Origin of the sequence: Natrinema sp. 1APR25-10V2, assembly GCF_031626495.1 — an archaeon.
GTDB lineage: Archaea > Halobacteriota > Halobacteria > Halobacteriales > Natrialbaceae > Natrinema.
The window spans coordinates 107,297-130,253 of the sequence record NZ_JAMQOJ010000011.1 but is presented as its reverse complement, the minus strand read 5'-3'; the positions used below and the strand labels follow the sequence as shown (position 1 = coordinate 130,253).

Below are 22,957 nucleotides of genomic sequence, written 5' to 3'. Positions count from 1 at the left end.
CATGGGTGGGCAGTCGAGCGAGCGCCAGAGAATGGATTGAACAATTCGTACACTACTATAACACGCAGCGACCACACCAATCATTCAACGGACAGACACCAGCGGAGGTTCTAAACTAGACAGTACCCTCAACAGTATCCGTTTACGGGTAAGGATGAGCTAGAGGTGTTTAGGTGTATACTCCGTCGGCTCCGGTTTCGCCTCCGCGGACGCGAGGACGGTGTGGGACTGACCCGAGTACGGATTCGGTTTCGGAACGCCTCCGTCGGCGGAGGGTTGATACGCACCCGTACATTGTGTCCGGTAATGACGTCGCGCTCGTTGACCGACAGTCTCCGGGAAACGCTGCGCCTCTTCGACGGGTCCGGGACTCCTCGGACGACGACCGAGATAGCCGAGCGCCTCGATCTCGGTCGGCGCAGTACGTACGAACGCCTCGAGCGGCTCGTCGATCACGGCGAACTCGAGACGAAGAAAGTCGGCGCTAGCGGACGCGTCTGGTGGCGCCCCCAGTCGGCGACGGTCGACCGTGCCGTCGACGCCGGAGCAGGGCAGTCGGTCGCCGAGTCGCTGATCGACGACGTGTTGGACGACGCCGAGGTCGCGGTGTTCGTTCTCGACGAGGATTTCGAGGTCGCGTGGCTCAACGACGCCACCGAGCGGTACCTCGGACTCGAGCGCGAGCGCGTCCTCGGCCGAGACAAACGGAGACTCGTCCGGGATCGCATCGCGCCGATGATCGCGGACGGGGACTCGTTCGCCGACACCGTGCTGGCGACGTACGAGGAGAACACGTACCCCGAACGGTTCGAGTGCCGCGTGACCCCGGACGAGGGCCGGGAAGGGCGCTGGCTCGAGCACCGGAGCGAGCCGATCGAGTCCGGAGCCTACGCCGGCGGCCGAGTCGAACTCTATTACGACATCACCGACCAGAAACGCACGGAGCGCGCCCGGCGGGAAGATCGAACGAAGTTCGAATCGCTGGTCGACGCCGTCGAGGAGTACGCGATTTTCATGCTCGACGCGGACGGGCGCGTCCGTAGCTGGAACGCGGGGGCCGAACGGATCAAAGGGTACGCGACCGAGGAGGTGCTGGGCGAACACGTCTCGACGTTCTACACCGCGGACGATCGGCAAGCCGGGGTTCCCGAGTCGAACCTGGCGGCCGCCGCCGAGGAGGGATCGATCGAAGACGAAGGGTGGCGCGTCCGAGCAGACGGCTCGCGGTTCTGGGCCAGCGTCACCATCACCGCGGTCCGCGACGACGGCGACCTCGAGGGGTACGCGAAGGTCACCCGAGACATGACCGAGCGCAAACGGGCCCGGGAAGAGCAACAACTCCAGCTATCGGTGAATCGGTCCATCGCGGAGGCGACCTCGCTGGAGAAGGGGCTCCAATCAGCAATGGAGCACGTTTGTGAGTGGACGGACTGGGAGGTTGGTCAGGCCTGGACCCCGACCGAAGACGGGACCGCCGAGCGCCTGTCCTCGTCGTACGCCGAGTCGGATGCGTTCACCCGCTTCAACGAGGTGTCCACGGACTTTACCTTCGGCCCAGGGGAGGGGATCCCCGGACGTGTGCTCGAGTCGGGAGAGCCCGTCTGGTATTCCGATGTCTCGGAGATTTCCGAGGAGGAGTACCACCGGGCATCGCTCGCGGCCGAGGCCGGGGTGAAGGCAGGTCTTGGGGTCCCCGTGCTCGTCGACGGCGAGGTGGGGGTGATCCTGGAGTTCTACATGTCCCATGCGAGGCGGCGAGATGACTGGATGGTCCAGGTCGTTACCTCGACCGCGGCGGAACTCGGGAGTCTCGTCACCCGAAAGCAGGCCGAAGATGAACTCGAACACCAGCGGGACCTCATGGAAAACGTCCTCGAGACGAGTCCGGTCGGGATCGCCGTCCTCGACGACCAGGGTTCGATCCGCCGAGCAAACTCTCGTGCCGAGGAGCTACTCGGGTTGACAGGGTCTGGGATCGAAGGTCGGACGTACGACGACCCGGAATGGGACATCTGGGACGAGGACGGCGTTCCGATCGGCCCCGACGAGCATCCGGTCACGGAGGTTCTCGAGACGGGAGAACCTGTCTTCGGGTTCCGCCACGGCATTACCCTCTCCGACGGAACCGATCGCTGGCTGTCGAGCAACTCCTCGCCAGTCATCGACGAGACGGGCGAGGTCCAGCAGGTGGTCGTCGCCCTCGAGGATATCACGCAGATCAAGGAACAGGCCCACCAGCTCGAGCGCCAGCGCGACGACTTAGAGAGGGAACTCGAGGACGTCTTCGAACGGATCGACGACGCGTTCTACGCGGTCGACGACGAGTTCCGATTCACGTACGTCAACGAACGCGCCGAGGAACTCCTCGGCCACGACGAAGCCGACCTGCTGGGACAGACCGTCTGGGAGGCGCTGTCCGTCGACGACGACGATCCGATTCGTGACCGGTTCGAGACGGCGATGGCCACCCAGACCGCGACGAGTTTCGAGCGCTTTTCTGAGCCGCTCGGTATCTGGGAGATTGTCCGGCTCTACCCCTCGGAATCAGGCCTCTCCGTCTACTTTACCGATATCACCGACCGAAAGGAGCGCGAGCGGGAACTCGAGGAATCGCAACGTCGGTACCGAACGCTCGTCGAGAACTTCCCCAACGGAGCCGTCGCTCTCGTCGACGAGGACCTCCGCTACGTCACCTTCGGCGGCACGCCGGAAGGGAACACGGACGTGACGCGGTCGGACCTCGAGGGGAAACGCCTGCACGACGCGCTTCCAGACCAGATCGCGGAGGTCGTCATCCCACGGTACGAGGCGGCCCTCGACGGGGAGACCGCTGAGTTCGAGGACACGATCGACGGCAGGACCTACGAGTTCCACTTCTTGCCGGTTCGCGACGATAGCGACGACGTGTTCACCGCCATAGCGATGTCTCAGGAGATCACCGAGCAGAAGGAACGCGAGCGGGAACTCGAGCGCCAGCGCGAACAACTCGCCGCGCTCAACAACTTGAACGACGTCGTCCACCGAATCACCGAGGCGGTCCTCGAACAATCCACGCGCGACGAGATCGAGCGGGCCGTCTGCGAACACCTCGCCGCGACGGATTCCTACCTGTTCGCCTGGATCGGCGACGTCGACGTCGCCTCACAGACGGTCAACCTGCGGGCGGAAGCGGGCGTCGAGGGCTACCTCGACGGGATCACTATCTCCGTCGATCCGGACGACGAGCGCAGTATGGGACCGACCGGGAGGGCGATCCAGTACCGCGAGATTCAGACGACCCGGGACATCGTCGCCGATTCCAGACACGATCCCTGGCGGGATCACATCGAGGAGTACGGCTTCCGCTCCTCGGCGGCGATCCCGATCGTCCACGAGGACACCGTCTACGGCGTCCTGAACGTCTACGCCGAACGGCCGAACGCGTTCGAAGAGCAGGAGCGATCGGTGATCGGCCGGCTCGGTGAGGTTGTGGGCCACGCTATCGCCGCCGCCGAGCGCAAACGGGCGCTGATGAGCGACGAGGTCGTCGAACTCGAGTTCCGCATCCGAGACGTCTTCGACGCGCTCGGGATCGACCTCGAGACCGACGGCATGATCACGCTCGACCACACCGTCCCGATCGAGGACGACGAGTACCTCCAGTACGGGACCGCAACTGACGACGCGGTCGACAGCGTCGCGGCCATCGTTGACGCGCTACCCCACTGGATCGACGTGACGTTCCGAGACGACGGTGAAGTGCAGCGCTTCGAACTGCGGCTCTCCGAGCCCCCGGTGCTGTCGGCCGTCGCCTCGCTCGGCGGGGCAGTCGAGAGCGCCGTCATCGAAGACGGCGACTACCGGATGACCATCCACCTGACACCGGGCGGTGGCATCCGGCGCGTTATCGACGTCGTCCAGACGGCCTATCCGGCCGCAGAGCTGCTGAAACACCGCCAGATCACGCGCCGCGATACGACTGCCGACCGCGTCCGAAACCTCCTCTCGGAGGATCTCACCGACCGCCAGCGAGCGACTCTCGAGGCCGCTTACCACGCGGGCTTTTTCGAATGGCCCCGCGACACCACCGGCGAGGACGTCGCCGACTCGCTCGATATCGCCCCGGCGACGTTCCACCAGCACCTCCGTCGATCCCAGAAGAAGGTGTTCGAATCGCTGCTCTCGGCACCGTCGTCGACCTGAGTGTCGGTCGCTCGAGACGGAAACGGAATCCGATACTATCGCGCAAAATTCCGCGCCGGTCTCGCTCGAGCAGTTATATTTCGAGTGTTCTGACCGTTAGTTCAGTGAGAAGGCTTATACTGTCATACCCGACTGACTCCATCATATGGCACACGAGAACGTGACCGCTGACCGCGATCGGAGGCAGGTTCCCACCGACCAGCCGCCGTCACCGATCGGCACCGAATCGGCTGCAACGGCGACGATCGCAGCGACGCGATCGGCAGCGAGCGCCGACGGCCGGAACACGCTGACGATTATCGGCCAGGGCACCCCCTCGAGTTTCGAACTCACCGTCGACGGCGAGATCGAACTGGCGGACGAATCGGCCACTGCGGACGTGACCGTCCTCTCGGGAACCACCGTCGAAGGGACGGTCGAGAGCGAAACGGTAGCGTTTCGCTTCTCGGGTGACCTGACGGACGTTACGTTCGTCGACCGCGGGATCACGGGGCTCGAGCCGGCGACGACGCCGAACGTTCACGTCGATTACGGCGCGCCGGACCGAACGTAGTCGACGCACTTCCGTCGAGAGCGACAAACGTTCCTTGTCGGAGCGCGACGTGTCCGTCGATGGACGACTCTACGAACGACGCCGATCCCGAATCGGACCCGGACTCGGAACGCGACGCCGACCCCGATGCCGACGGGGAACTGAAAGACGAGGAGACGGACGCCGAGTGGATGCATCCCGTCGACAGGCCGATCCTCGAGTTGTTCCACTCCGACGAGGATGTCTTCGAACCCTCGGATATCGAGGCGGAGGGACTCTGTCGCGGGAACTACGCGGCATTTCGCTGCCGGGAGCTGACCAAGTACGGGCTGCTCGAGAAACTCATACCCGGCGTCTACGAACTGGCCGACGCGGGCGAGCAGTACCTCGCTGACGAGCTCGATCCGAGCGAACTCGAGCCCGAGGAGTAGTCTAGGAGACCGACGCCGGCGGCCGACGGTCGTCCCGCTCGTTCTTGCCGCGGTCGCCGTCGGCCGGCTCGAACGTTGCTTCCATTCGATCGATATCGCCGAGCAGCGCGTCGATCACGTCGGTTGCGGCGGGCGCGTACAGCGGTCGGTTGTCGTTGCCACAGCGCGGATCCATCAGACAGGCGGGACAGCCCTCTTCGCGCCCGCACTCGCAGTCGGTTATCAGGTCCCGCGCCCGGCGCGCGACCGCCTCGTACTCCTCGTAGATGCGTCGCGAGAAGCCGAGGCCCCCTTCGACGCCGTCGTAGATGAACCACCCGCTCTTTCCGGTGCCGTCGGGAAGCCGGTTCGTCGCGAGCCCGCCGAGGTCGGCCGCGTCGACGGTGAGCTCGAGGGGCGCGACGCCGATCATCGCGTGTTCGATGGCGTGGATCCCGCCGAGGTAGCCGTGGAGTCGCGGCGGCAGGTCCTCGCAGTCGTCGTTTCGGTAGTCGCTGTGAGCAGTCGTCACGGCCCGTTCTATCTCGCTGGGCACCTCGACCCAGCACAGCTGGGTACGCATCTCCAGGGGCGGAACCCCCGTCTCGAGGCCGACGGCCTGCACGTCGCCGGTACCGATCTCTCGCTTCGTGAAGGTGTCGTGGTGGACCGTGACCGTGCCGTACCCCCAGTTGAGCCGGAACGGTCCCACGTCGCGGGACTCGCGGACCTCGGTGTCGTAGATCGTCGTCCGGCGCTGGGACTGCGTGTAGTAGTCGACGTCGGCCGGCTCGAGTTCGACGAACGGCTGCGGTCGGTCCTCGCGCAGCGCGACGACTTCGTACTGGTCGCCCCGGTAGAGTACCGTCGCGCCCTCGTGGTAGTCCCGATACGCGCGTGCGCGTCCGATCGGCCGGTGGTCGATCGATCCCTCGCCGGCCAGTCGGACCTCGAAGCCGTTCCCACCCGACGCGTAGAGGCTGATCTCGTCCTGGGGCCGATCGCGGTGGGCGTATGTCACCCCGCCCGCGAGCGAGCCCTCGAGATCGCCCGTCCGCCGACCGTACTCGACGGCGCGCTCGAGGCGCTCGATCCCGCCGAACCGGGCTGCGTCTTCCCTGCGCAGCGGTAGCTCCTGGGCGGCACACCGCAGCTGTCGCAGGTAGACCGGGTTGTTCTCGAGGTCGACGACCGCGCTCTCGGGTTCCTCCTCGAGGAGGTACTCCGGGTGCCGGAGGATGTACTGGTCGAGCGTCGCGTGCGCCGGGACGAATACCGAGAGCGACTCGCGCTCGCCGCGGCCCGCGCGGCCGAGCCGCTGCCAGAACGACTGCCGAGAGCCGGGGTAGCCCAGCAGGACGGTGCCGTCGATTCCGCCGACGTCGATGCCCACCTCGAGCGCGCTGGTCGTCGCGACGCCGTCTAGGTCGCCGCTCTTCAGTCGGTTCTCGGTCCCTCGCCTGGAGCGCTTGCCGTGGCCCGCGTTGTACGCGGCGAGGTCGGTCGAACCGCGGTAGGGAAGCGTGGCGCTCTCGAGGTACTCGCGCGCGCGACCGACGGCCAGTTCGGTCTGTTTCCTGGAATCACAGAACAACAGCGAGGGGACGCCGTGGTAGGAGCAGTGGGCCCAGACCTCGGGCGCTTCGACGGTCGCGGGCCGTTTGCTCGGCGACCACTCGGCCTCGTCGCGTCCCGATCCGTCCTCCGTCGGCGGATCCCAGAACGCGAGGTGACGGCGGCCGCTGGGCGAGCCGTCCTCGTCGATCACCGTCGCCGGCTCGCCGGTCAGTGCGCGGGCGTGTTCGGCCGGATTGCCGATCGTCGCGGTCGTCAGCACGTACTGGGGGTCGCCGCCGTACCAGTCGATCAGTCGGCGGGCACGCCGGAGGATCCAGGCGGCGTGCATCCCGCCGATCCCGGTCCACGCGTGGGCCTCGTCGACCACGATCAACTCGCAGTTCGCGTGGAACGCCGCCCAGCGGTGGTGCCCCTCGAGGTACTGGTTCAGCCCCGCGAAGTTCGTGATGACGACGTTCGCCTCCTCGCGGATGCGGGCTTTCCCCTCGCGTTTCGTGTCGCCGTCGTAGACCCCGACCGTGACGTCTAGCCCGAGCGAGTCGAAGAGATCGTTCAACTCTCGCTCCTGATCGCGGCTGAGCGCCTTCGTCGGGTAGACGAGCAACGCGCGAACGTCGGGGTTCTCGCGAAATCGCCGCGCGACGTGGAGTCCGTAGACGTAGGTCTTCCCGGACGACGTGGAGGTCGCGACGCAGACGTTCTCTCCGTCAGCGAGCGCCTCGAGCGCTGCGGCCTGGTGGCTCCAGGGATCGACCCCCAGGCGCGCCGCGAGGTCCGGCGGGAGCACGTCCTCGGCCGGGACGTGACTGGCCGGCTCGGCCGGCAGCGTGAACGCCTCGTGAAGTTGTCCGTGGTAGCGGTTCGCCGGGTACGTCTCGCGCAGCTCCTCGGCGGTCAGCGCGAGGCCGTCCGAGCCGGCCTCGGATCGGCTCTCGGTCGATGGATCGATATCGTCGAATGACATGGTCAGAAGTCCGCGAGTCCGGTCTGGGTCGTTTCGCCGCCGGTCGTTCGATCGCTGCCGGTCGCCGGCTCGGCCGCCGCGATGGCGTCGGCGACCGCGGCCAGTTCGCGAACGTCCGCTTCGCAGTACCCTCGGGCAGCCGCCCAATCGATTGCCCGGGCGGATGCGTCGGAATCGGTCCCGCCGGAGTCCTCGAGCAGCCGCCGGATCCGCTCGGCGAGTGACTTCCCATCGAGGGCCGCAGCCGGCCCCGACCGCTCGCAACCCAGTGCCGCTGCCACGTCCTCGAGTCGGTTGGTACGGCCCGGGAGGACGGCGTTGTCCCGGCGCACGGCCCAGTCGTAGAGATCGTATCTGTACACGTTCTCGGTCCAGTACTGGTGATACTCGGGCGCGTAGCGGGCGATAAAGCGCTCGAGGTGTTCGTAGTCGAAGTCGTGGCCGTTCCACGCGATCAGCGACGGGTCGTCGTACTCGGCGGCCAGCCACGAGACGAACTCGCGGGTCGCCGCGCCGGGATCGTCGCGGCTCGGCTCGGTGTCGACGAAGTCGACGTACGCGTCGCGCTCCGGGTCGTAGACGCCGATCAGCCAGATGATCGTCGGCTGGAGCCCGTCGGTCTCGATGTCGACGAACAGCGGCGTCGCCGACTCGGCCGCCGGCGGAACCGGTTCGTCGGTCCGGCGGACGACGCGCGACGCCGCGAGCGCGCGGGCGCTGTGAACGATTTCTCGAGCCGTCGAGTCGCCGATGCCCCCGATCGATCGCAGCTCCGCCGCCGCGGCGTCGGCGACGGCCGCGCGCGTATCGTAGCCATTCGCCCGGAGCCGCTCGGCGGTCGTCGGGCCGACGCCGGCCAGCGCCCGCAGCCCGAACCGGTCGGCCGGCACCGACGAGACCGCCGCGGAGCCGCTCCAGTCGCAGGTGAGGCAGGCGAGTTCGGCCGTGCCTGACCGGCGCAGCGGCGCGACGCCTCGCACCGGTAGCCGGACGGGATCGCCGTCGACGGTCGCCGTCCAGACGTGGTCGTAACTCGCCTCGAGCGCGCCGGTGAGAAACGTCGTCGGCTCGCTCGCCTGCGACCGGCAGCGGGCGAGGGTATCGCTGCCGGCGAGGGTCGCCTCGAGCGCGACCGGGTCGGTCGTCGGCGCGATGTCGTCGCAGACGACGAACTCGGCGTCCCACGGATCGCAGGTGTCCGCATTGCCCGCAGCGTCGGACGGATCCTCGAGCAGCGATATCGCACTCGCGAACGCGAACGAGACGCCCGCGACGGTTTCGAGCCGCACGTCGGCGGGGCCGGTGGCGGCGACGACTGGCCCGTCGAACGCGCGTCGGAGACGACTGACGACCCGAACGTCGGACGCCTCGCGGACGACGTAAATCAGGTCGGGAGCGACGTACTCGAGGAGGTCGGACAGCGCCGCGTTCGTCAGATCGGCGACGGCATCACAACGCAGTGCCAGCAGATCGGCACCGTCCTCCGCGGTCATAGCCGTGGAATGCCGGCGGGCGGCCATAAGCGTTCGCCGACGTGAACGGTCCGCGGCGGCGGCCCGGTGAGACGAACGGGAGCGGAGCGCTCAGTTCGCTCCGACGGCGGCCGGTACGTGGTCGGCGAGGAAGTCGGTGACGGCGTCACCGCCCTGGAATCCCTCGGCCAATCGCGCTGTCTCGTCGCCGTCTTCGAACAGGATCAGCGTCGGTACCGACCGAACGTCGAACCGATCGACGAGTTCGATGTCGTCGCCCGGATTGACCATTCCGATCGCGACGTCGGTCGCTCGAGCGACGTTTCCGAGCACCGGTTCCATGGCCTGGCACATCGCACAGCCGCTGGTGTAGAACTCCACGAGCGCCACGTCGTGGGACTCGACGAACGCGTCGAGGTCGTCACCAGTCTCGAGTCGGCTCGGTTTGTCGGACGCGGTCATGTCACGGGGTACGGCCCGGCTGGGGAAACCTGTGGCGGACGTGGCGGTTCGGGAGCGAGCGTCCGATGGCGTACACCGGGCCACGAACCGGTCGCAGTCGTCCGGTCTTCCGCTAGCTTTCGGATCGGTGGACGTTGTCGCAGCGATGATTCACCGCCGGACTGTTTTGTGTGAACGATCGACGTTGGGTGATTTTATAGCTGGCGTGCGTACCCTGTCGCGATGACCCGGCCCGCATCCGACCCCACCGACGGTGCGCCGACGCGTCGAAAAGCGACGCTGTTCTGCTGGGAGTGCGACCACTCGAGTCCCGTCGACGGTGACTGGGACCTGCGTTCGCGAAACCAGCGCGTCGCGTACGTCTGCCCCGTCTGTGAGACGACGCTCGCGGAGCGGCCCCGAGCGACCACGCCGAGAGGCGACCGACCGACAGCGGGACCGATCACGGCGTGGCGACACGCTCTCCGTGCGTCGGCGACGATCTGGCGGGCGAGCGTCGATGCTGGCCTCTCGAGTTTGGCCGCACTGAGCGGTATTCGGCTGGCGGCCAACCGGCAGCACCACGAGTCCGGATGACCTGACGCCGTACGTCCGGGTTGCCTAGCGAAACGGGGCGAACGCACTAGGGAAAGAACGGACTGACGCGACGATTATCGACACCAGCGGTAAACGGTCATCCAATTCGGTTAATACTTTTCCGGGGAACGTCATCTTCGATCCCAATATGACATATTATAAATTACAACCATCCACTTTTTCGCCCATTTACGAAGATTCGCCCACAACAGCAGAGCTTTAATACTAGAATCCTTTGCACTATCCGAGCAGAAGATGACGAACGGAAATCTCACCGGAGTGGAGGAAGACGTACTGGACGAAATCGAGGAACAGGACATCGACTTCCTGCGGCTACAGTTCACCGACATCCTGGGAACTGTCAAGAACGTCTCCGTCCCGGCCCGTCAGGCCGAGAAGGCGTTTACCGAGGGGATCTACTTCGACGGCTCCTCGATCGAAGGCTTCGTTCGCATTCAGGAGTCGGACATGCGGCTCAAACCCGACCCCGAAACGTTCGCGATCCTGCCGTGGCAGAACCGCGACGACGGCGCGTCGGCCCGGATGATCTGCGACGTCATCGATACCTCGACGGGCGAGCCCTTCGAGGGCGACCCGCGTCGCGTTCTCAAGAACGCCCTCGAGCGCGCCGACGACCTCGGTTACACGGTCAACGCCGCGCCCGAACCCGAGTTCTTCCTCTTCGAGGAGGACGAGGACGGCCGTGCGACGACGGAGACGGGCGACCACGGCGGCTACTTCGACCTCGCGCCGAAAGACCTCGCGAGCGACGTTCGCCGCGACATCATCTACGGCCTCGAGGACATGGGCTTCGAGATCGAGGCGAGCCACCACGAGGTCGCTCGCGGCCAGCACGAGATCAACTTCGAGTACGACGACGCCCTGACGACGGCCGACAACGTCGCGACGTTCCGTACGGTCGTTCGCGCGATCGCCGCCCAGCACGACCAGCACGCGACGTTCATGCCCAAGCCGATCCCGCGCATCAACGGCTCGGGGATGCACACCCACCTCTCGCTGTTCGAGGACGGCGAAAACGCGTTCCACGACGCCGACGACGAGTTCGACCTCTCGGAGACCGCACACTCGTTCATCGCCGGCATCCTCGAGCACGCGCCGGCGATCACGGCGATCGCGAACCCAACGGTGAACAGTTACAAGCGACTCGTGCCCGGCTACGAAGCGCCGGTCTACGTCGCCTGGTCGGACCGCAACCGCTCGGCGCTGATCCGCAAACCCGCGGCCCGCGTCCCGGCTGCGTCGCGCGTCGAACTGCGTTCTCCCGACCCATCCTGTAACCCCTACCTCGCGCTCGCCGTCATGATTCACGCGGGTCTCGACGGGATCGAACGCGACCTCGAGTGTCCCGACCCGGTCCGCGAGAACATCTACGAGTTCGACGAGGAGAAGCGCGAAGAGTACGGCATCGACACGCTGCCGACCAACCTCGGCGAGGCCGTCGAGGCCCTCGAGGAAGACGAGGTCATCTACAGCGCGCTCGGCGAGCACGTCGGACCGAAGTTCGTCGAAGCCAAGGAACAGGAGTTCCAGGACTACCTCGTCGACGTCTCCCAGTGGGAGCTCGACCGCTACCTCGAGACGTTCTGACGCCGCTGCGACGGGACCCGACCACCTCTTGCAGTGCGGGCGATTCCGCCCGGTATCGCTGTCGTTCTTTCGGACCACTGCGCAAAAACGGCGACGGCACCGTCGTCCCCGACACTTCACTCGCCGATCAATTCGTGACGACGTACTCCGAGCCCGTTCGCTCGATGTAGCCCGCACTCGAGAGCGAGTTCAGGACGCTCAGGATGTTGATCTTCTTCATCGCAAGGATGTCGCCCAGTTCTTCGGCCGTCGCGCCGTCGGCCGCCTCGAGGTAGATGTACACCAGTTTCGCTCGCGCCGATTCGAGGTCGTCGGGAACCGGATCGATCTGTGTCGTGGAACGGTGTTTCTGTGAGTTCATTGTCACCCGAACGGACCTCGTTCTGGTATATAAATCCACGCGTGGTCGGGGATTAATGAATACTAGGTGTCAATAGCACCATCGACAACACATCACAGACTTCGGTGCTCGAGACGGTCCGGAACGGAGTACTTTAGGCTGTCCGGCCGTCCACGACGAACATGACCGCTGACGACCGCCCGTCTCCGCCGGCGGCGCTGGATCGGACCCATCGGGAGGCGCTCGCGGAACTCGAGAGTAGCGATCCGGCGACGCTCCGTACAGCGAGCCGCTATCTCGAGACGCTGGCGGCCTGGAAAGAGGACCGGACGGCCGATGACGAAGCGAAACCGACGCCGGCGGACGGCGAGCCGGACACGTATCCCGACGGTGTCCCGGACCGGGCGAGCGTCTCGGTGACGGAGATCGCCGGAACCGAGTACTACTATTATCAGTGGCGCGAGGGCGACGAGATCAGATCGGAGACGGTGCGACGATAGCGCCGTCGACCGTGATAGCGGTCGGCGCGGTCGCACCGGCCGGAGACGACGCGTTCACACCGACTCGTACGGGCCGAGCCGCGTCCCGTCCAGAAGGTAGGCCTCGCCGTCGGCCAGTCCGTCGGGCAGGAACGGCGAGAGAAACGACTGGCCAGCCACGTTGATCCACGTCCCGCCGACGAGATCGTTGAACGCCGGGAGCACGACGACACGCGGCGGCGACGCACCCTCGCGCTCGAGCCACGACACGTCCTCGTACTCGGTTCGGTCGCGAAAGGGTGCGGGATCGAGCCGGCCGCGCAGCCACGCCCGCTCGACGCGACTGCCGCCGACCTCGTCCTCGAGTCGCACACAGGGATGTTCGTGGCCGAGAACGACGACCTCGCGCTCGAGGACCGCCGGTGCGGGCCAGGTGTGGCCGTGACAGACGCCGACGTCCCCGAGCGCGACGCCCGCGCCGGGTTCGACGGCGACCGAGACGTCGATCTCGTCGTCGTCCGCGAGCCAGGTCTCGATGCGCCCGTCGTGGTTGCCCTTGACGACGGTGATCGCCAGTTCGGCGGCGAACGATTCGAACAGCACCTCGAGTTCGCCGCGCTCTGCCCCGCCGGGGTCGCCGATGGAGTGCATCAGATCGCCGCAGACGACCAGTCGATCGGGGCGGGTGCGCTCGAGCAACCCACAGAGCAGGTCGCGGCGGTCGGCGGCCCGGCTGGGAACGTCGATGCCGCGTTCGTACCGCAGGCCGGCCTCGTAACCGGCGTGGTAATCGGCGACGAGCAGCGCGCGCTCGTCGCCGATCGCTGCGGTCGCGGCGGGCTCGCCGGGGATCGGTTCGACCAGCGGGCGCGTCGACGGCGATCGCGGGGCCGACGGAGCCGGTCGGCCGGAGTCGTCGCCCATCGCGAAGTCAGATCGCTTTCAGCGTCTCGTCGTCGGGCTCGTAACACTGACCGCCCATCAACGCGTCCTGGATCGCGTCTTCGACGTCGTCTTCCGACGCGCCGGTGTCCGCGGCGACCGTCTCGATCAGTTCGTCCCGATCGGCACCGCTTCCGTCGTCGAGTTGCTCCATCGTCTCGACGACGTAGGACTCGAGATCGACGTCTTCGGCGGGTTCCTCGTCTTCATCTACGTCTCCCGCTTCGGATTCGTCTGCGGGCGCAGCTTCGGGCTCGGCCGTCGATTCGTCCTCGGCCGCGGCGTCCGTTTCTGCGTCGCTCTCGATTTCGTCCGCCCCGTCGGCGTCCGTGGCCTCGAGCCCCGATTCGGGCGGTGCACCGAGTTCGTCGTCCGACTCGGCGGAGTTGCCAGCGTCGGCCGCCGGCTCGGACTCGCTCTCGTTCCCGCCGACCCCCGACTCGTCGGGTTCGGGGACGTCGATGTCGGCCGTGCCGGGTTCGTCGACTTCGGAACCGGTGGTGAACTCCGCGCCGAACTGCTCCTCGAGCTCTTCGCGTTCCTCGTCGTCCATCTCGTACATGCCGCCGTCGTCCGCGTCGCCGGCGTCGAAATCGCCGAGATCCTCTTCTTCGGGTGCGGTCGCGATTTCGTCGGACGCTTCCCCGGTCCCTTCGTCGGCCGGTTCTTCGACGCCAGCGTCGGCGCTCGGTTCGTCGACGTCGCTCGCGGTCGACTCCGATTCGGAACTCGCAGTCGCGGCTACCGGTTCGGTGTCGACGTCGGTCGTCTCGGAACCGGCGCTCGCGGCCGTTCCAGCGGCGGATCCGGAGTGGGCCTCCTCGGACGCGGCGTCCGGCTCGCCGCCGCCGGGCGTGGCCGTCGCCGGTTCTGGCTCCGGTGCCGGCTCCGCCGATTCCGGTTCGGGTTCGGCCTCGCCACCGGTCTCGAGCGCGTCGGCGTCGACGCGCTCGAGGTCCGCGAGTGAGTCGAACGACACGTCGAACTCGGGGCTCGTCCCGTCGGGTGCGACGTCGAGCCCGCTCACCTGATCGCGGTCGCCGGCGACGACCTCACAGGCCTCGATCGCACACTCGCGCAGCGCCGCGAGGTACGACGGCGTCGTCCCGTAGTGATCTTGCGCGAGCGGAATCCCCGCCGCGAGACCGGATTCGACGCCGGCCTCGAGCAGCGCGTCGGTCAGTGCGTCGCCACTCGCCTCTAGCTCGGCGGCTGCGGCGTAGGTGCCGACGCGCTCGAGCGTCCGTTCGGCTGCACTGACGACCCAGCGATCGCGGGTGTCCGCGTCGACCGTGGCGATGCTCTCGGGTCGAATCGACGTATAGACCTGGTCGGAGTCGTCGGGCTGGAAGGTCCGGGCTTTGCCCGTCACTGCGACGAAAGCCGGCGGCTCGGTCTGCTCTAAGAACGCCAGTTCGTCGGGCTGGTACTGGCCGGCGTAGACGACGAACGCGCCGGTCGGATCGACGACGCGGGCGCGGACCATCTCGTCGTTGACCGACGTGACTTCGGTGAGCGTCCCGACGGCGAAGACGCGGTTGAGCCGCGCACCGGTCGGCGAGATCACGTAGTTCGGTGCCCGCTCTTCGTCGCTCTCGGCGTAGGAGAGCGAGGCGTCGTCGTACTCGGCGGCGAACAGGCGGTAGGCGATCTCTCGCCCCGGCACCTCGTCGTCGCCGTTTCCGTCGCCGTTCGCGCTCATGCGTCCACCTCCTCGAGCAGGGCCGTCGCACGCGCGGCCGGATCGTCGTCGCTCTCCTCGAAGTGCTCGGCGTCGAGATTCGCGCCGTACTCGTCGACCGAGAGGTGGCCGCGCACGCGGTACTCGCGGCCGACGATACGTTCGCGGATCGTGTCCGCGACGACTTCCTGGTCCATCGCCTCGCGAGCCTGCTCGAGGGCGCCGTCCAAGGTGCCGCCGTAGACCCGCTCGGTCAGCTCGTCGTCGAGGACGACGGTGACGGTGCCGGTGCCGTCGTCGAGGATCGCCTTCACGCGTAGATCGTCGATCCCGTCGACGTCACCGTGGGTCCGGCACTGTCCCTTCTGTATGACCCGGTAACACTCCGGACAGCGCTGGATCAGTCCGGAGCCGTCCCGGACCGCGAGCAGGTTGCCCACGACTTCGACGTCGTAGATCCCGCCGGTACCGACGGCGTCGGCGACGTCCATCGTCGTGGTGTCGCTCCCGACGTCGATCTCGCGGTCGAGCGGGGTGACCGTCGAGAACTCGGAGACGTTGACCTCGGGAACGCCCCGGAACTCCTGAACGTAGGCGTTCTCGATACGAACCGTGCCGCCGTCCTCGATCGCCGGGGCGGGGTCCCAGTTCGTGAAGGGGAGTCGACCGCTCTCGTCGCCAAAGACGCCGCTCAGGATGTCCGTCTCGCCGTCGCGACCGTCGATAGTCTTGCGCTCGCACTCGAGCACCGAGACCTCGATCGTGACGGCGCGGTCGCCGGTCCGCAGGTCGGCCAGGTCGGCGTCGCCGCCGATTTCGTAGGGTACCTCGCGCGACTCCGCCTCGAACGAGAGCGAGGTACTCTCGCCGAGATTGAGTTCGGGTTCGCCGTCCCACTCGCGGACGCCCGCGTTGCCCGCGGTGATCGTATCGCCCGGGGAGAGGCCGAAGTCCTCCCACGCCGTATAGTCGATGACGCCGGTCTCGTCGGCCAGCCGGCCTTCGACGATGACGTGATCGTCGCCCTGATAGCGGATCGATCGCTCGCCCGCGGTCAGGACGACGCCGGTGACGGTGACGTTGCTGTCGTCGGGCGTGATATCGGCGATGTCTTTCGCCGACGGCGTCCCGCCACCGCCGCTGGACCCGTCGCCGTATTTGCGTCGAAGGCTCTGTTTAGCCTCGTCGATCGGAACGCTGTACTCCACCAAGTTCTGCAGGTCGTCTTTGACCTCCTCTTTGTCGACACCGAGGTCGGAGGCGAGATCCTCGGCATGATCGTCGAGTTCCATCACTCTCCTTTCGTAGTGGGGCTTAAAAAGAGTTCCCGCAGAGCGGTGAAAGTGAACGCAGCGGACCCCCGCAGACGTCGTCTGCGATCGAGAGCAGCGCTCGGGGAAGATATTCGTCGGCACTCCGCTGAACTGCCCGGTCGACAGGGACGACGGCGTAGTGCGTCACTCCCACGCCGAAGCGCGTGTCAGTGACTGCTACCTGTGGTCGCGCTCGAGCGATCAGGGACGCGGCGCGGCCTTCTGCAGCGCCGTCTCGGCGATGTTACCGCCGTAGTCGGCGCTCCGGGACAGCGAGTCGACGATCAGCCCCAGCGACTGGGCCTGAACCGGCTCGAGATCGCGGAGCATGTCGTCGATCTGGCGCGTGTGCTCGTCGATATCGAGGACGGCCTCGCGAGCGTCGTGGCCGAGCCGATTCGCTTTCTCGGTCTCCTCGGCGAACAGCGCGTCCATCGACTTCTCCAGCACGGTCGAGGCGTCGCCCTCCAGTTCCGCGAGCGCGTCAGCGACGTCGTCGGGGATCTCGTCGAGCTTGAGCGCGAGGTTACTGATCTTGGTCGCGTGGTCAGCGACTCGCTCGAGCTGTCGGGCACTGGAGTGGTAGTCGAAGCAGTCCTCGCGGGGGACGCCCAGTTCCTCGGCCGCTCGGGGCGAGCGAAGCGTCGCGCGGAAAATCCGCGAGACGACGAGCCAGAGGCGGTCGACGTCGTCGTCGCGCTCGATCACGTCGTGGGCGATGTCGTCGTCGTCCTCGATCAGCGCCCGAACGGCATCCTCGAGCATCGATTGTGAAATTAGTCGCATGCGCGTGACGGCGTTGACGATCGAGAGTTCGGAGGAGTCGAGCAGGTCCTGAATGACCACGCTGTCGCTGGTCTCCTCGAGGACTTCGACGCCGACCAGTCCCTGCGTCGCGCTCCGGATCGCCCGGCGCTGGTCGGTCGTGATGCGACTGGCCTCGAGACGGATGATGTCGAAGCCGCTGACGTACATCGTCATCACGGCCCGGGTCAGCCGCTCACCCTCGAGGCTCGAGATGTCGAGGGAGCCTTCCTGTCGGTCCGTCTCGCTTTGCGGGGTCAGCAACAGCGAATCGTCTTCCGGATAGAACTCGACGGTCGTCCCGGCACTGACGTCGTTCGCGGTCGCCCACGTCTTCGGAAGGGAAACCGTGTACGTCGATCCGCCCGTCACCTGGACTTTTCGCGTCTCCATAGAGCGGGGTTTCGATCGCTCGAACATAAATATACGTGGATCTATAGAGAGATGTCTGATCATCGGTAGAGAAGCGTTGAAGGGGTCGTTTCTGGCCGGTTACCGAACGGAGGAGTACATATAGGTACAGTTGGTGGCGGTGGGGTAAATAGCGATATATAGCTATGGGCAACAAATCGGTTCGTCCTCGTATGAGCGGTTTCGCCCCCTGCGGATAGACAGGTACCCATATTGGCAGCTACCCCTATAGCCGTCGCCCCGCGATCTCTGATCGGCGGTAGCGGGTGTCTGCCGCAGACGCTTTCACGAATTCTCACCGCCGAATACCGGGTATCCAAGCCGTCAGCGCCCGAATTAGAGCTGACGCCCCTCGAGCGTCCGATGGTTGGTCGTCCGAACCGGTCGCGTTTCAGCGCCCGACGAGACCGCGTTTCGACGCCATCGCCACCGTCAAAATATAACTATATAGGAATATGTGTCCACTGATCGGTATATATGGTTCATAGCATCCCTTTTTTATACCGTCTCGAATCAACCACGTGATGGCAGACAACCAGTTCGGACGCGACGCAGTATCGCGACGGAAGTTTATCGCCGCGACGGGTGTTACCGGTATTGCGGCAGCAGCAGGCTGCCTCGGAAGCGACGGAGGAAGTAGTGGCAGCGGTCCGCTGACCGCGGACGGTTCCTCGACGGTCTATCCGATCACGTCCGACGCGGCGTCCTATTGGAACTCCAACCACCCCGCCGACGACGGCGAGTACTGGGGCTCCAATGATGAAGGCACCGCGCCCGGCTACGACAAGATCGAAAACTCCGACAACAAGAACCTCGCCGACTACTGGGCGGGCCTCTACGGCTTCGAGCCCAAGGACGGCGCCGCGCCGCCGTTCTCGGTCAACGTCGGTCTGAGCCACTCCGGGACCGGCATCGAGAAGGTCGCGAACGGGCAGGTCGACATCGGCGACGCCAGTTCGAGCGTCGCCGACGAGCTCCCCGACGCCAGCCAGGAAGAGCTCGACAAGTACACCGACCACGTCGTCGCGCGCGACGGCCAGCCCGTCGTCGTGAGCAAGGAAATCTGGGACGCGGGCGTCGAGAAGCTGACCGGCGATCAGGTTCGCGAGATCTACACCGGCGAGATCACGAACTGGTCCGAGATCCCCAGCTACAACGGCCCCGACAAGGAGATTCAGGCGGTCGGCCGCGCGGTCGGCTCCGGTACGGACACGGCGTTCCGCGCCAACATGCTCGGTGACCCCGAGGCCGAGATGTCCGTCGACGTCCGAAAGGGCCAGAACCAGCAGGTCCAGACGACGGTCGCGGACTCCGACAACGCTATCGCGTACATGGCGCTCGCGTTCGTGGACATGGACCGCGTTCCCGCGATCTCGCTCGAACTCGATGGGACGACCTACACGCTCGGCGAGAACCTCGGCTCGAAGGACTACCCGCTCTCCCGTGAGCTCCACTGCTACACCTACGAGGGCACCAGTAAGAAGGAGGCGGCGTTCATCAACATGCTGCTGAGCGAGTTCGGCCAACTCCACTTCGTCAAGCCGAACAACTACTTCATGCTCCCGCCCGAGGAACGGGAAGAGCAGCGCTCGAAGCTCCCCGAGCAGTCGAACTAACGCGCGTCGCCGTTCAATCACTGTTATTTTATGTCAACGACAGAACTACACCAACAATTGAAGGACCGCCTCGGAGTCGAGTCGGCCGACGACGGCGTCGTAACGCTGGGAGCGGTGGGAGCGCTGTGTCTACTCGGATCGGCCGTCGCGTTCCTGATCGGGTCCCCGTTCACGGCGTTGCCCCTCGCGGGGTTCCTGTTCACCGTCGGGTACGGACTGTGGAACCATCAGGCGACGACGGCGAAGGCACTGACCTTCCTCGCGACGATCGCGACGGGGGCGATCCTCGCGCTGATTACCGTCTACCTCATCGTCGAGGCGCTCCCGGCGATACGGGAGATGGGCCTCGCGATGTTCACCAAGACGTCCGGGCGGATGTGGGTGACCCGCGGCGAGGAAGTGTACTCGCTCGTCCCGATGATGTGGGGTACGCTCGTCACGACGGTGCTGGCGATGCTGATCGCCGGGCCCCTCGGCGTCGCGGGCGCGCTGTTCATCAGCGAGATCGCGCCCGACGCCGTCCGCGAGGTCGTCAAGCCCGCCGTCGAGACGCTGGCGGGCATCCCGTCGATCGTCTACGGCTTCATCGGCTTCACCATCCTGAACGACTACATGATGGAGAACCTCGACCTGCCCACGTCGGGCAGCCTCGTCATCGTCGGGCTGGTCGTCGGGCTGATGGCGCTGCCGACGGTCGTCTCCGTCGCCGAGGACGCCATCTCGAGCGTCCCCGAGTCGATGAAGAGCGGGTCGCTCGCGCTGGGGACGACTGACTGGCAGACGATCAAGAGCATCACGCTGCCAGCGGCGTTCTCGGGCGTCTCCGCCGCCGTGTTGCTCGGCGTCGGCCGCGCCATCGGCGAGACGATGGCGGCGACGGTGATCCTGGGCCACGCCCAGGTCCTGCCGGAGCCGCTGTACGACGTCTTCGGCAACACCGAGACTCTAACCAGCCTCATCGCGAGCCAGTACGGCGTCGCGAGCAGCACGCACATGAGTGCACTGTTCGCGGCTGGAGTCGTGCTGTTCGTCACCGTCACCGTGCTGTCGGTCGCGTCACAGTACATCGAACGTCGCATGCAGATACAGCTACAGGGTGACTCATGAGCGAGCAGACCGCAACTCGAACGGCCGCACCGGCGGTCGACCTGTTCGACCGCGTCGCGCTGGGCGTCGTCGGTCTCTCGATCGTGACGTTCCTGCTCGGCTGGACGACGCTATTCGAGCGCACGGGGACGGACACCGCCGTGGCGGGACTATCACTGTTCACGATGTTCGGCGCGGTGTTCCTGCTCGCCGGGCTCGGGCTGATCGCCTCCGGAATCGCGTCGTACGTCGGTGCCTTCGAGACGACGGCCGACCGCTACACCGGCATCGGCACCGGTTTCGGAATCGGCGTCGTCGGCTTCGCCGCCGGCGGACTCGCGACCACGATCCTCTTCGAAGTCGGCGCGACCGGTAGCGCCCTCGCGGGAATCGTCGTCGCACTCGTCGTGACCGCGGGCGTCGCCGTCCTCCCGGAGGACCTCGGTACCACCTTGCCCGTCGGCCTGCTCGGACTCGTCTGGGGAGGACTGCTCGTCTCCGGCGTCGTCGACGCCGGCTGGTTCTGGAACCCGCCGTCGCTGGACGCGACGTTCCACGCGCCGATCGTCGTTCCCCTGGTGACGATCGCGCTCAGTCTGCTCGTCGCCTGGAGCGGCGCCATCGTCGCGGCAGGCTTCGGCAGTCAGGGCCGCCAGAACGGCGCCTACCTGCTGATCGGGCTGAACGCCTTCGGCATGATCGCCGTGCTCTTGTTGCTAATCCTCTTCGTCGTCCGAAAGGGGCTGCCGAAGCTCCTCGAGGGCGCACAGTTCGGTCCGGGACTGGGCATCTCGGTCCCGTTCCTCACGAACGGCGTCATGCTGGGCCAGCAGTACAACGGCATCTTTCCGGCCATCGTCGGCACGGTCTGGCTCGTGATCGGCGCAGTGGTGCTGGCGGTCCCGATGGGGATCGGCGCCGCCGTGTTCCTCACCGAGTACGCCGAGCAGGGTCGGTTCACCGCGGTCATCGAGACTGCAACAAACGCGCTCTGGAGCACGCCCAGCATCGTCTACGGCCTCTTCGGATACGCGTTTCTCGTCCCGCGATTCGGCAACAGCAACTCGCTGCTCGCCGGGATGTTCGTGCTCGGGTTCATGCTCCTCCCACTGGTCGTGATCACGAGCCGAGAGTCGATCAAGAGCGTCCCCGACGAGTACCGGGACGCCAGCGCCGCTCTCGGCGTCGACCAGTGGCAGACGATCCGGAGCGTCGTGCTGCCGGCCGCGATGCCCGGCGTCGTCACCGGCGTGATCCTCGGCGTCGGCCGGATCGCCGGGGAGACGGCGCCGATCCTGCTGGTCACCAGCGGTCAGCCGTTCCCGGCCCGCGCACCGAGCGTACTCGGCTCGTTCCGGTTCGTCGCGACGCCGCCGTTCGTCCAGAACGAGGCGTTGCTACAGGCCTCGAGCGCGCTCCCATACCAGCTGTACGCCGTCATCACTGCCGGCGTCGGCCAAGAGGAGGCGTTCGGATGGGGGACCGCCCTCGTACTGCTGATGGTGGTGCTCGGCTTCTACGCCATCGGCATCGCCTCGCGGATCTACTTCAGGAGGAAGCTACACCAATGAGCGACCAATCAGTGACGCGAATGAACGAGGAACAGCAATCGAACGACATCACGGAACAGCACTCCAACAGCCTCACGGTCGACGTCGAAACCGACGAGCGACTCGTCGACTCGTGGACCGACTACGAGTTCGAGGGCGAGGCCGCGATCACGGTCGAGGACCTCGACGTCTACTACGGAGACGACCACGCCATCGACAGCATCTCGATGGACATTCCCGAGCAGAGCGTGACGGCCCTGATCGGCCCGTCGGGCTGCGGGAAGTCGACGTTCCTTCGGTGTCTCAACCGGATGAACGACCGGATCGACAGCGCCCGGGTCGAGGGGACCGTCGAGATCGACGGCGAGAACATCTACGAGGACGAGACAGATCTGGTCGAACTCCGGAAGAAGGTCGGGATGGTGTTCCAGAGCCCGAACCCGTTCCCGAAGTCGATCCGCGAGAACGTCTCCTACGGACCGCGCAAGCACGGCGACGTCAACGTCGGCCTGCTGGGCCGCCTGCTCGGCAACGACGACAGCGAGGTCGAGCGGGAGATCGTCGAGCGCTCGCTGAAGCAGGCGGCGCTGTGGGACGAAGTGTCCGATCGCCTCGAGGACAACGCGCTCGGGCTCTCCGGTGGCCAGCAACAGCGCCTGTGCATCGCGCGCTGTCTCGCCGTCGACCCGAACGTGATCCTGATGGACGAGCCCGCGAGCGCGCTCGACCCGATCGCGACCGCCAAGATCGAGGACCTCATCGAGCAGCTCGCCGAGGAGTATACCGTCGTCGTCGTCACTCACAACATGCAACAGGCCGCGCGGATCAGTGACCAGACTGCCGTCTTCCTCACTGGCGGTCAGCTCGTCGAGTACGACGACACCGACAAGATCTTCGAGGACCCCGAGAGCGACCGGGTCGAGGACTACGTCACCGGCAAGTTCGGGTGAG

General features: G+C 66.2%; 19 protein-coding genes. 11 read left to right on the top strand and 8 right to left on the bottom strand.

The window, feature by feature from the left end:
- The 4 genes from NDO75_RS26955 to NDO75_RS26940 all read left to right on the top strand — a co-directional run.
- Nucleotides 1–119, top strand: a 119-nt coding sequence (locus NDO75_RS26955; RefSeq protein WP_310906775.1) for an integrase core domain-containing protein, incomplete at its 5' end; no start/stop codon positions are given.
- A gap of 187 nt (nt 120–306) precedes the next feature.
- Complete coding sequence (locus tag NDO75_RS26950; RefSeq protein ID WP_310909624.1) at nt 307–4,182, top strand: PAS domain-containing protein; 3,876 nt, start codon at nt 307–309, stop codon at nt 4,180–4,182.
- A gap of 145 nt (nt 4,183–4,327) precedes the next feature.
- Nucleotides 4,328–4,735, top strand: coding sequence for a hypothetical protein (locus tag NDO75_RS26945; RefSeq protein ID WP_310909622.1), 408 nt, complete (start codon nt 4,328–4,330; stop codon nt 4,733–4,735).
- 59 nt (nt 4,736–4,794) lie between these two features.
- Nucleotides 4,795–5,145, top strand: a complete 351-nt coding sequence (locus NDO75_RS26940) for a type IV toxin-antitoxin system AbiEi family antitoxin domain-containing protein (protein WP_310909620.1) — start codon at nt 4,795–4,797, stop codon at nt 5,143–5,145.
- 1 nt (nt 5,146) lies between these two features.
- On the opposite strand, the gene NDO75_RS26935 is transcribed toward NDO75_RS26940, so the two are convergent.
- The 3 genes from NDO75_RS26935 to NDO75_RS26925 all read right to left on the bottom strand — a co-directional run bounded on the left by NDO75_RS26935 (nt 5,147) and on the right by NDO75_RS26925 (nt 9,600).
- Entirely contained in the window at nt 5,147–7,666 is a 2,520-nt protein-coding gene (locus NDO75_RS26935; protein ID WP_310909619.1) for a DEAD/DEAH box helicase, read from the bottom strand.
- A gap of 2 nt (nt 7,667–7,668) precedes the next feature.
- Nucleotides 7,669–9,159: a ribonuclease H-like domain-containing protein gene (locus tag NDO75_RS26930; protein ID WP_310909618.1), complete on the bottom strand. Its 1,491-nt coding sequence runs from the start codon at nt 9,157–9,159 to the stop codon at nt 7,669–7,671.
- 90 nt (nt 9,160–9,249) lie between these two features.
- Nucleotides 9,250–9,600: a thioredoxin family protein gene (locus NDO75_RS26925; protein ID WP_310909617.1), complete on the bottom strand. Its 351-nt coding sequence runs from the start codon at nt 9,598–9,600 to the stop codon at nt 9,250–9,252.
- Between the two features lie 222 nt (nt 9,601–9,822).
- Between NDO75_RS26925 and NDO75_RS26920 the strand changes: the two genes are divergently transcribed.
- Both NDO75_RS26920 and glnA read left to right on the top strand, forming a co-directional pair.
- On the top strand, nt 9,823–10,176 hold the full coding sequence (locus NDO75_RS26920) for a hypothetical protein (protein ID WP_310909616.1): 354 nt from the start codon (nt 9,823–9,825) through the stop codon (nt 10,174–10,176).
- 255 nt (nt 10,177–10,431) lie between these two features.
- On the top strand, nt 10,432–11,784 hold the full coding sequence (glnA, locus tag NDO75_RS26915; protein WP_310909615.1) for a type I glutamate--ammonia ligase: 1,353 nt from the start codon (nt 10,432–10,434) through the stop codon (nt 11,782–11,784).
- Nucleotides 11,785–11,911: 127 nt separating this feature from the next.
- On the opposite strand, the gene NDO75_RS26910 is transcribed toward glnA, so the two are convergent.
- Complete coding sequence (locus NDO75_RS26910; RefSeq protein ID WP_310909614.1) at nt 11,912–12,145, bottom strand: MarR family transcriptional regulator; 234 nt, start codon at nt 12,143–12,145, stop codon at nt 11,912–11,914.
- Between the two features lie 161 nt (nt 12,146–12,306).
- Here NDO75_RS26910 and NDO75_RS26905 point away from each other — a divergent pair, with 161 nt between their 5' ends.
- Nucleotides 12,307–12,624, top strand: a complete 318-nt coding sequence (locus NDO75_RS26905; protein WP_310909613.1) for a hypothetical protein — start codon at nt 12,307–12,309, stop codon at nt 12,622–12,624.
- Between the two features lie 54 nt (nt 12,625–12,678).
- On the opposite strand, the gene NDO75_RS26900 is transcribed toward NDO75_RS26905, so the two are convergent.
- The 4 genes from NDO75_RS26900 to NDO75_RS26885 all read right to left on the bottom strand — a co-directional run bounded on the left by NDO75_RS26900 (nt 12,679) and on the right by NDO75_RS26885 (nt 17,736).
- Nucleotides 12,679–13,527 (bottom strand): metallophosphoesterase, encoded by an 849-nt coding sequence (locus tag NDO75_RS26900; RefSeq protein WP_310909612.1) that lies wholly within the window; start codon nt 13,525–13,527, stop codon nt 12,679–12,681.
- Between the two features lie 7 nt (nt 13,528–13,534).
- Nucleotides 13,535–15,247 carry a hypothetical protein gene (locus NDO75_RS26895; RefSeq protein WP_310909611.1) on the bottom strand — a complete coding sequence of 571 codons (1,713 nt, stop codon included), beginning with the start codon at nt 15,245–15,247 and terminating at the stop codon, nt 13,535–13,537.
- The gene (locus tag NDO75_RS26890) at nt 15,244–16,518 is read right to left on the bottom strand and encodes a Single-stranded DNA binding protein (RefSeq protein WP_310909610.1); all 1,275 of its coding nucleotides are present in this window, start codon (nt 16,516–16,518) and stop codon (nt 15,244–15,246) included. Before NDO75_RS26890 ends, NDO75_RS26895 begins: the two co-directional genes overlap by 4 nt.
- A 222-nt stretch (nt 16,519–16,740) precedes the next feature.
- Nucleotides 16,741–17,736, bottom strand: coding sequence for a PhoU domain-containing protein (locus NDO75_RS26885; RefSeq protein ID WP_310909609.1), 996 nt, complete (start codon nt 17,734–17,736; stop codon nt 16,741–16,743).
- A gap of 542 nt (nt 17,737–18,278) precedes the next feature.
- Here NDO75_RS26885 and NDO75_RS26880 point away from each other — a divergent pair.
- From NDO75_RS26880 to pstB, 4 genes are read left to right on the top strand one after another with little or no spacing between them, the layout of a single operon-like run.
- On the top strand, nt 18,279–19,370 hold the full coding sequence (locus NDO75_RS26880; protein ID WP_310909608.1) for a PstS family phosphate ABC transporter substrate-binding protein: 1,092 nt from the start codon (nt 18,279–18,281) through the stop codon (nt 19,368–19,370).
- Nucleotides 19,371–19,400: 30 nt separating this feature from the next.
- Nucleotides 19,401–20,477: a phosphate ABC transporter permease subunit PstC gene (gene pstC, locus NDO75_RS26875; RefSeq protein WP_310909607.1), complete on the top strand. Its 1,077-nt coding sequence runs from the start codon at nt 19,401–19,403 to the stop codon at nt 20,475–20,477.
- A complete protein-coding gene (gene pstA, locus NDO75_RS26870; protein WP_310909606.1) occupies nt 20,474–22,027 on the top strand; it encodes a phosphate ABC transporter permease PstA in 1,554 nt (517 codons plus the stop codon). The genes pstC and pstA overlap by 4 nt, the downstream gene beginning before the upstream one ends.
- The gene (pstB, locus tag NDO75_RS26865) at nt 22,024–22,956 is read left to right on the top strand and encodes a phosphate ABC transporter ATP-binding protein PstB (protein ID WP_310909605.1); all 933 of its coding nucleotides are present in this window, start codon (nt 22,024–22,026) and stop codon (nt 22,954–22,956) included. The genes pstA and pstB overlap by 4 nt, the downstream gene beginning before the upstream one ends.
- The last annotated feature ends 1 nt before the right edge of the window (nt 22,957 follow it).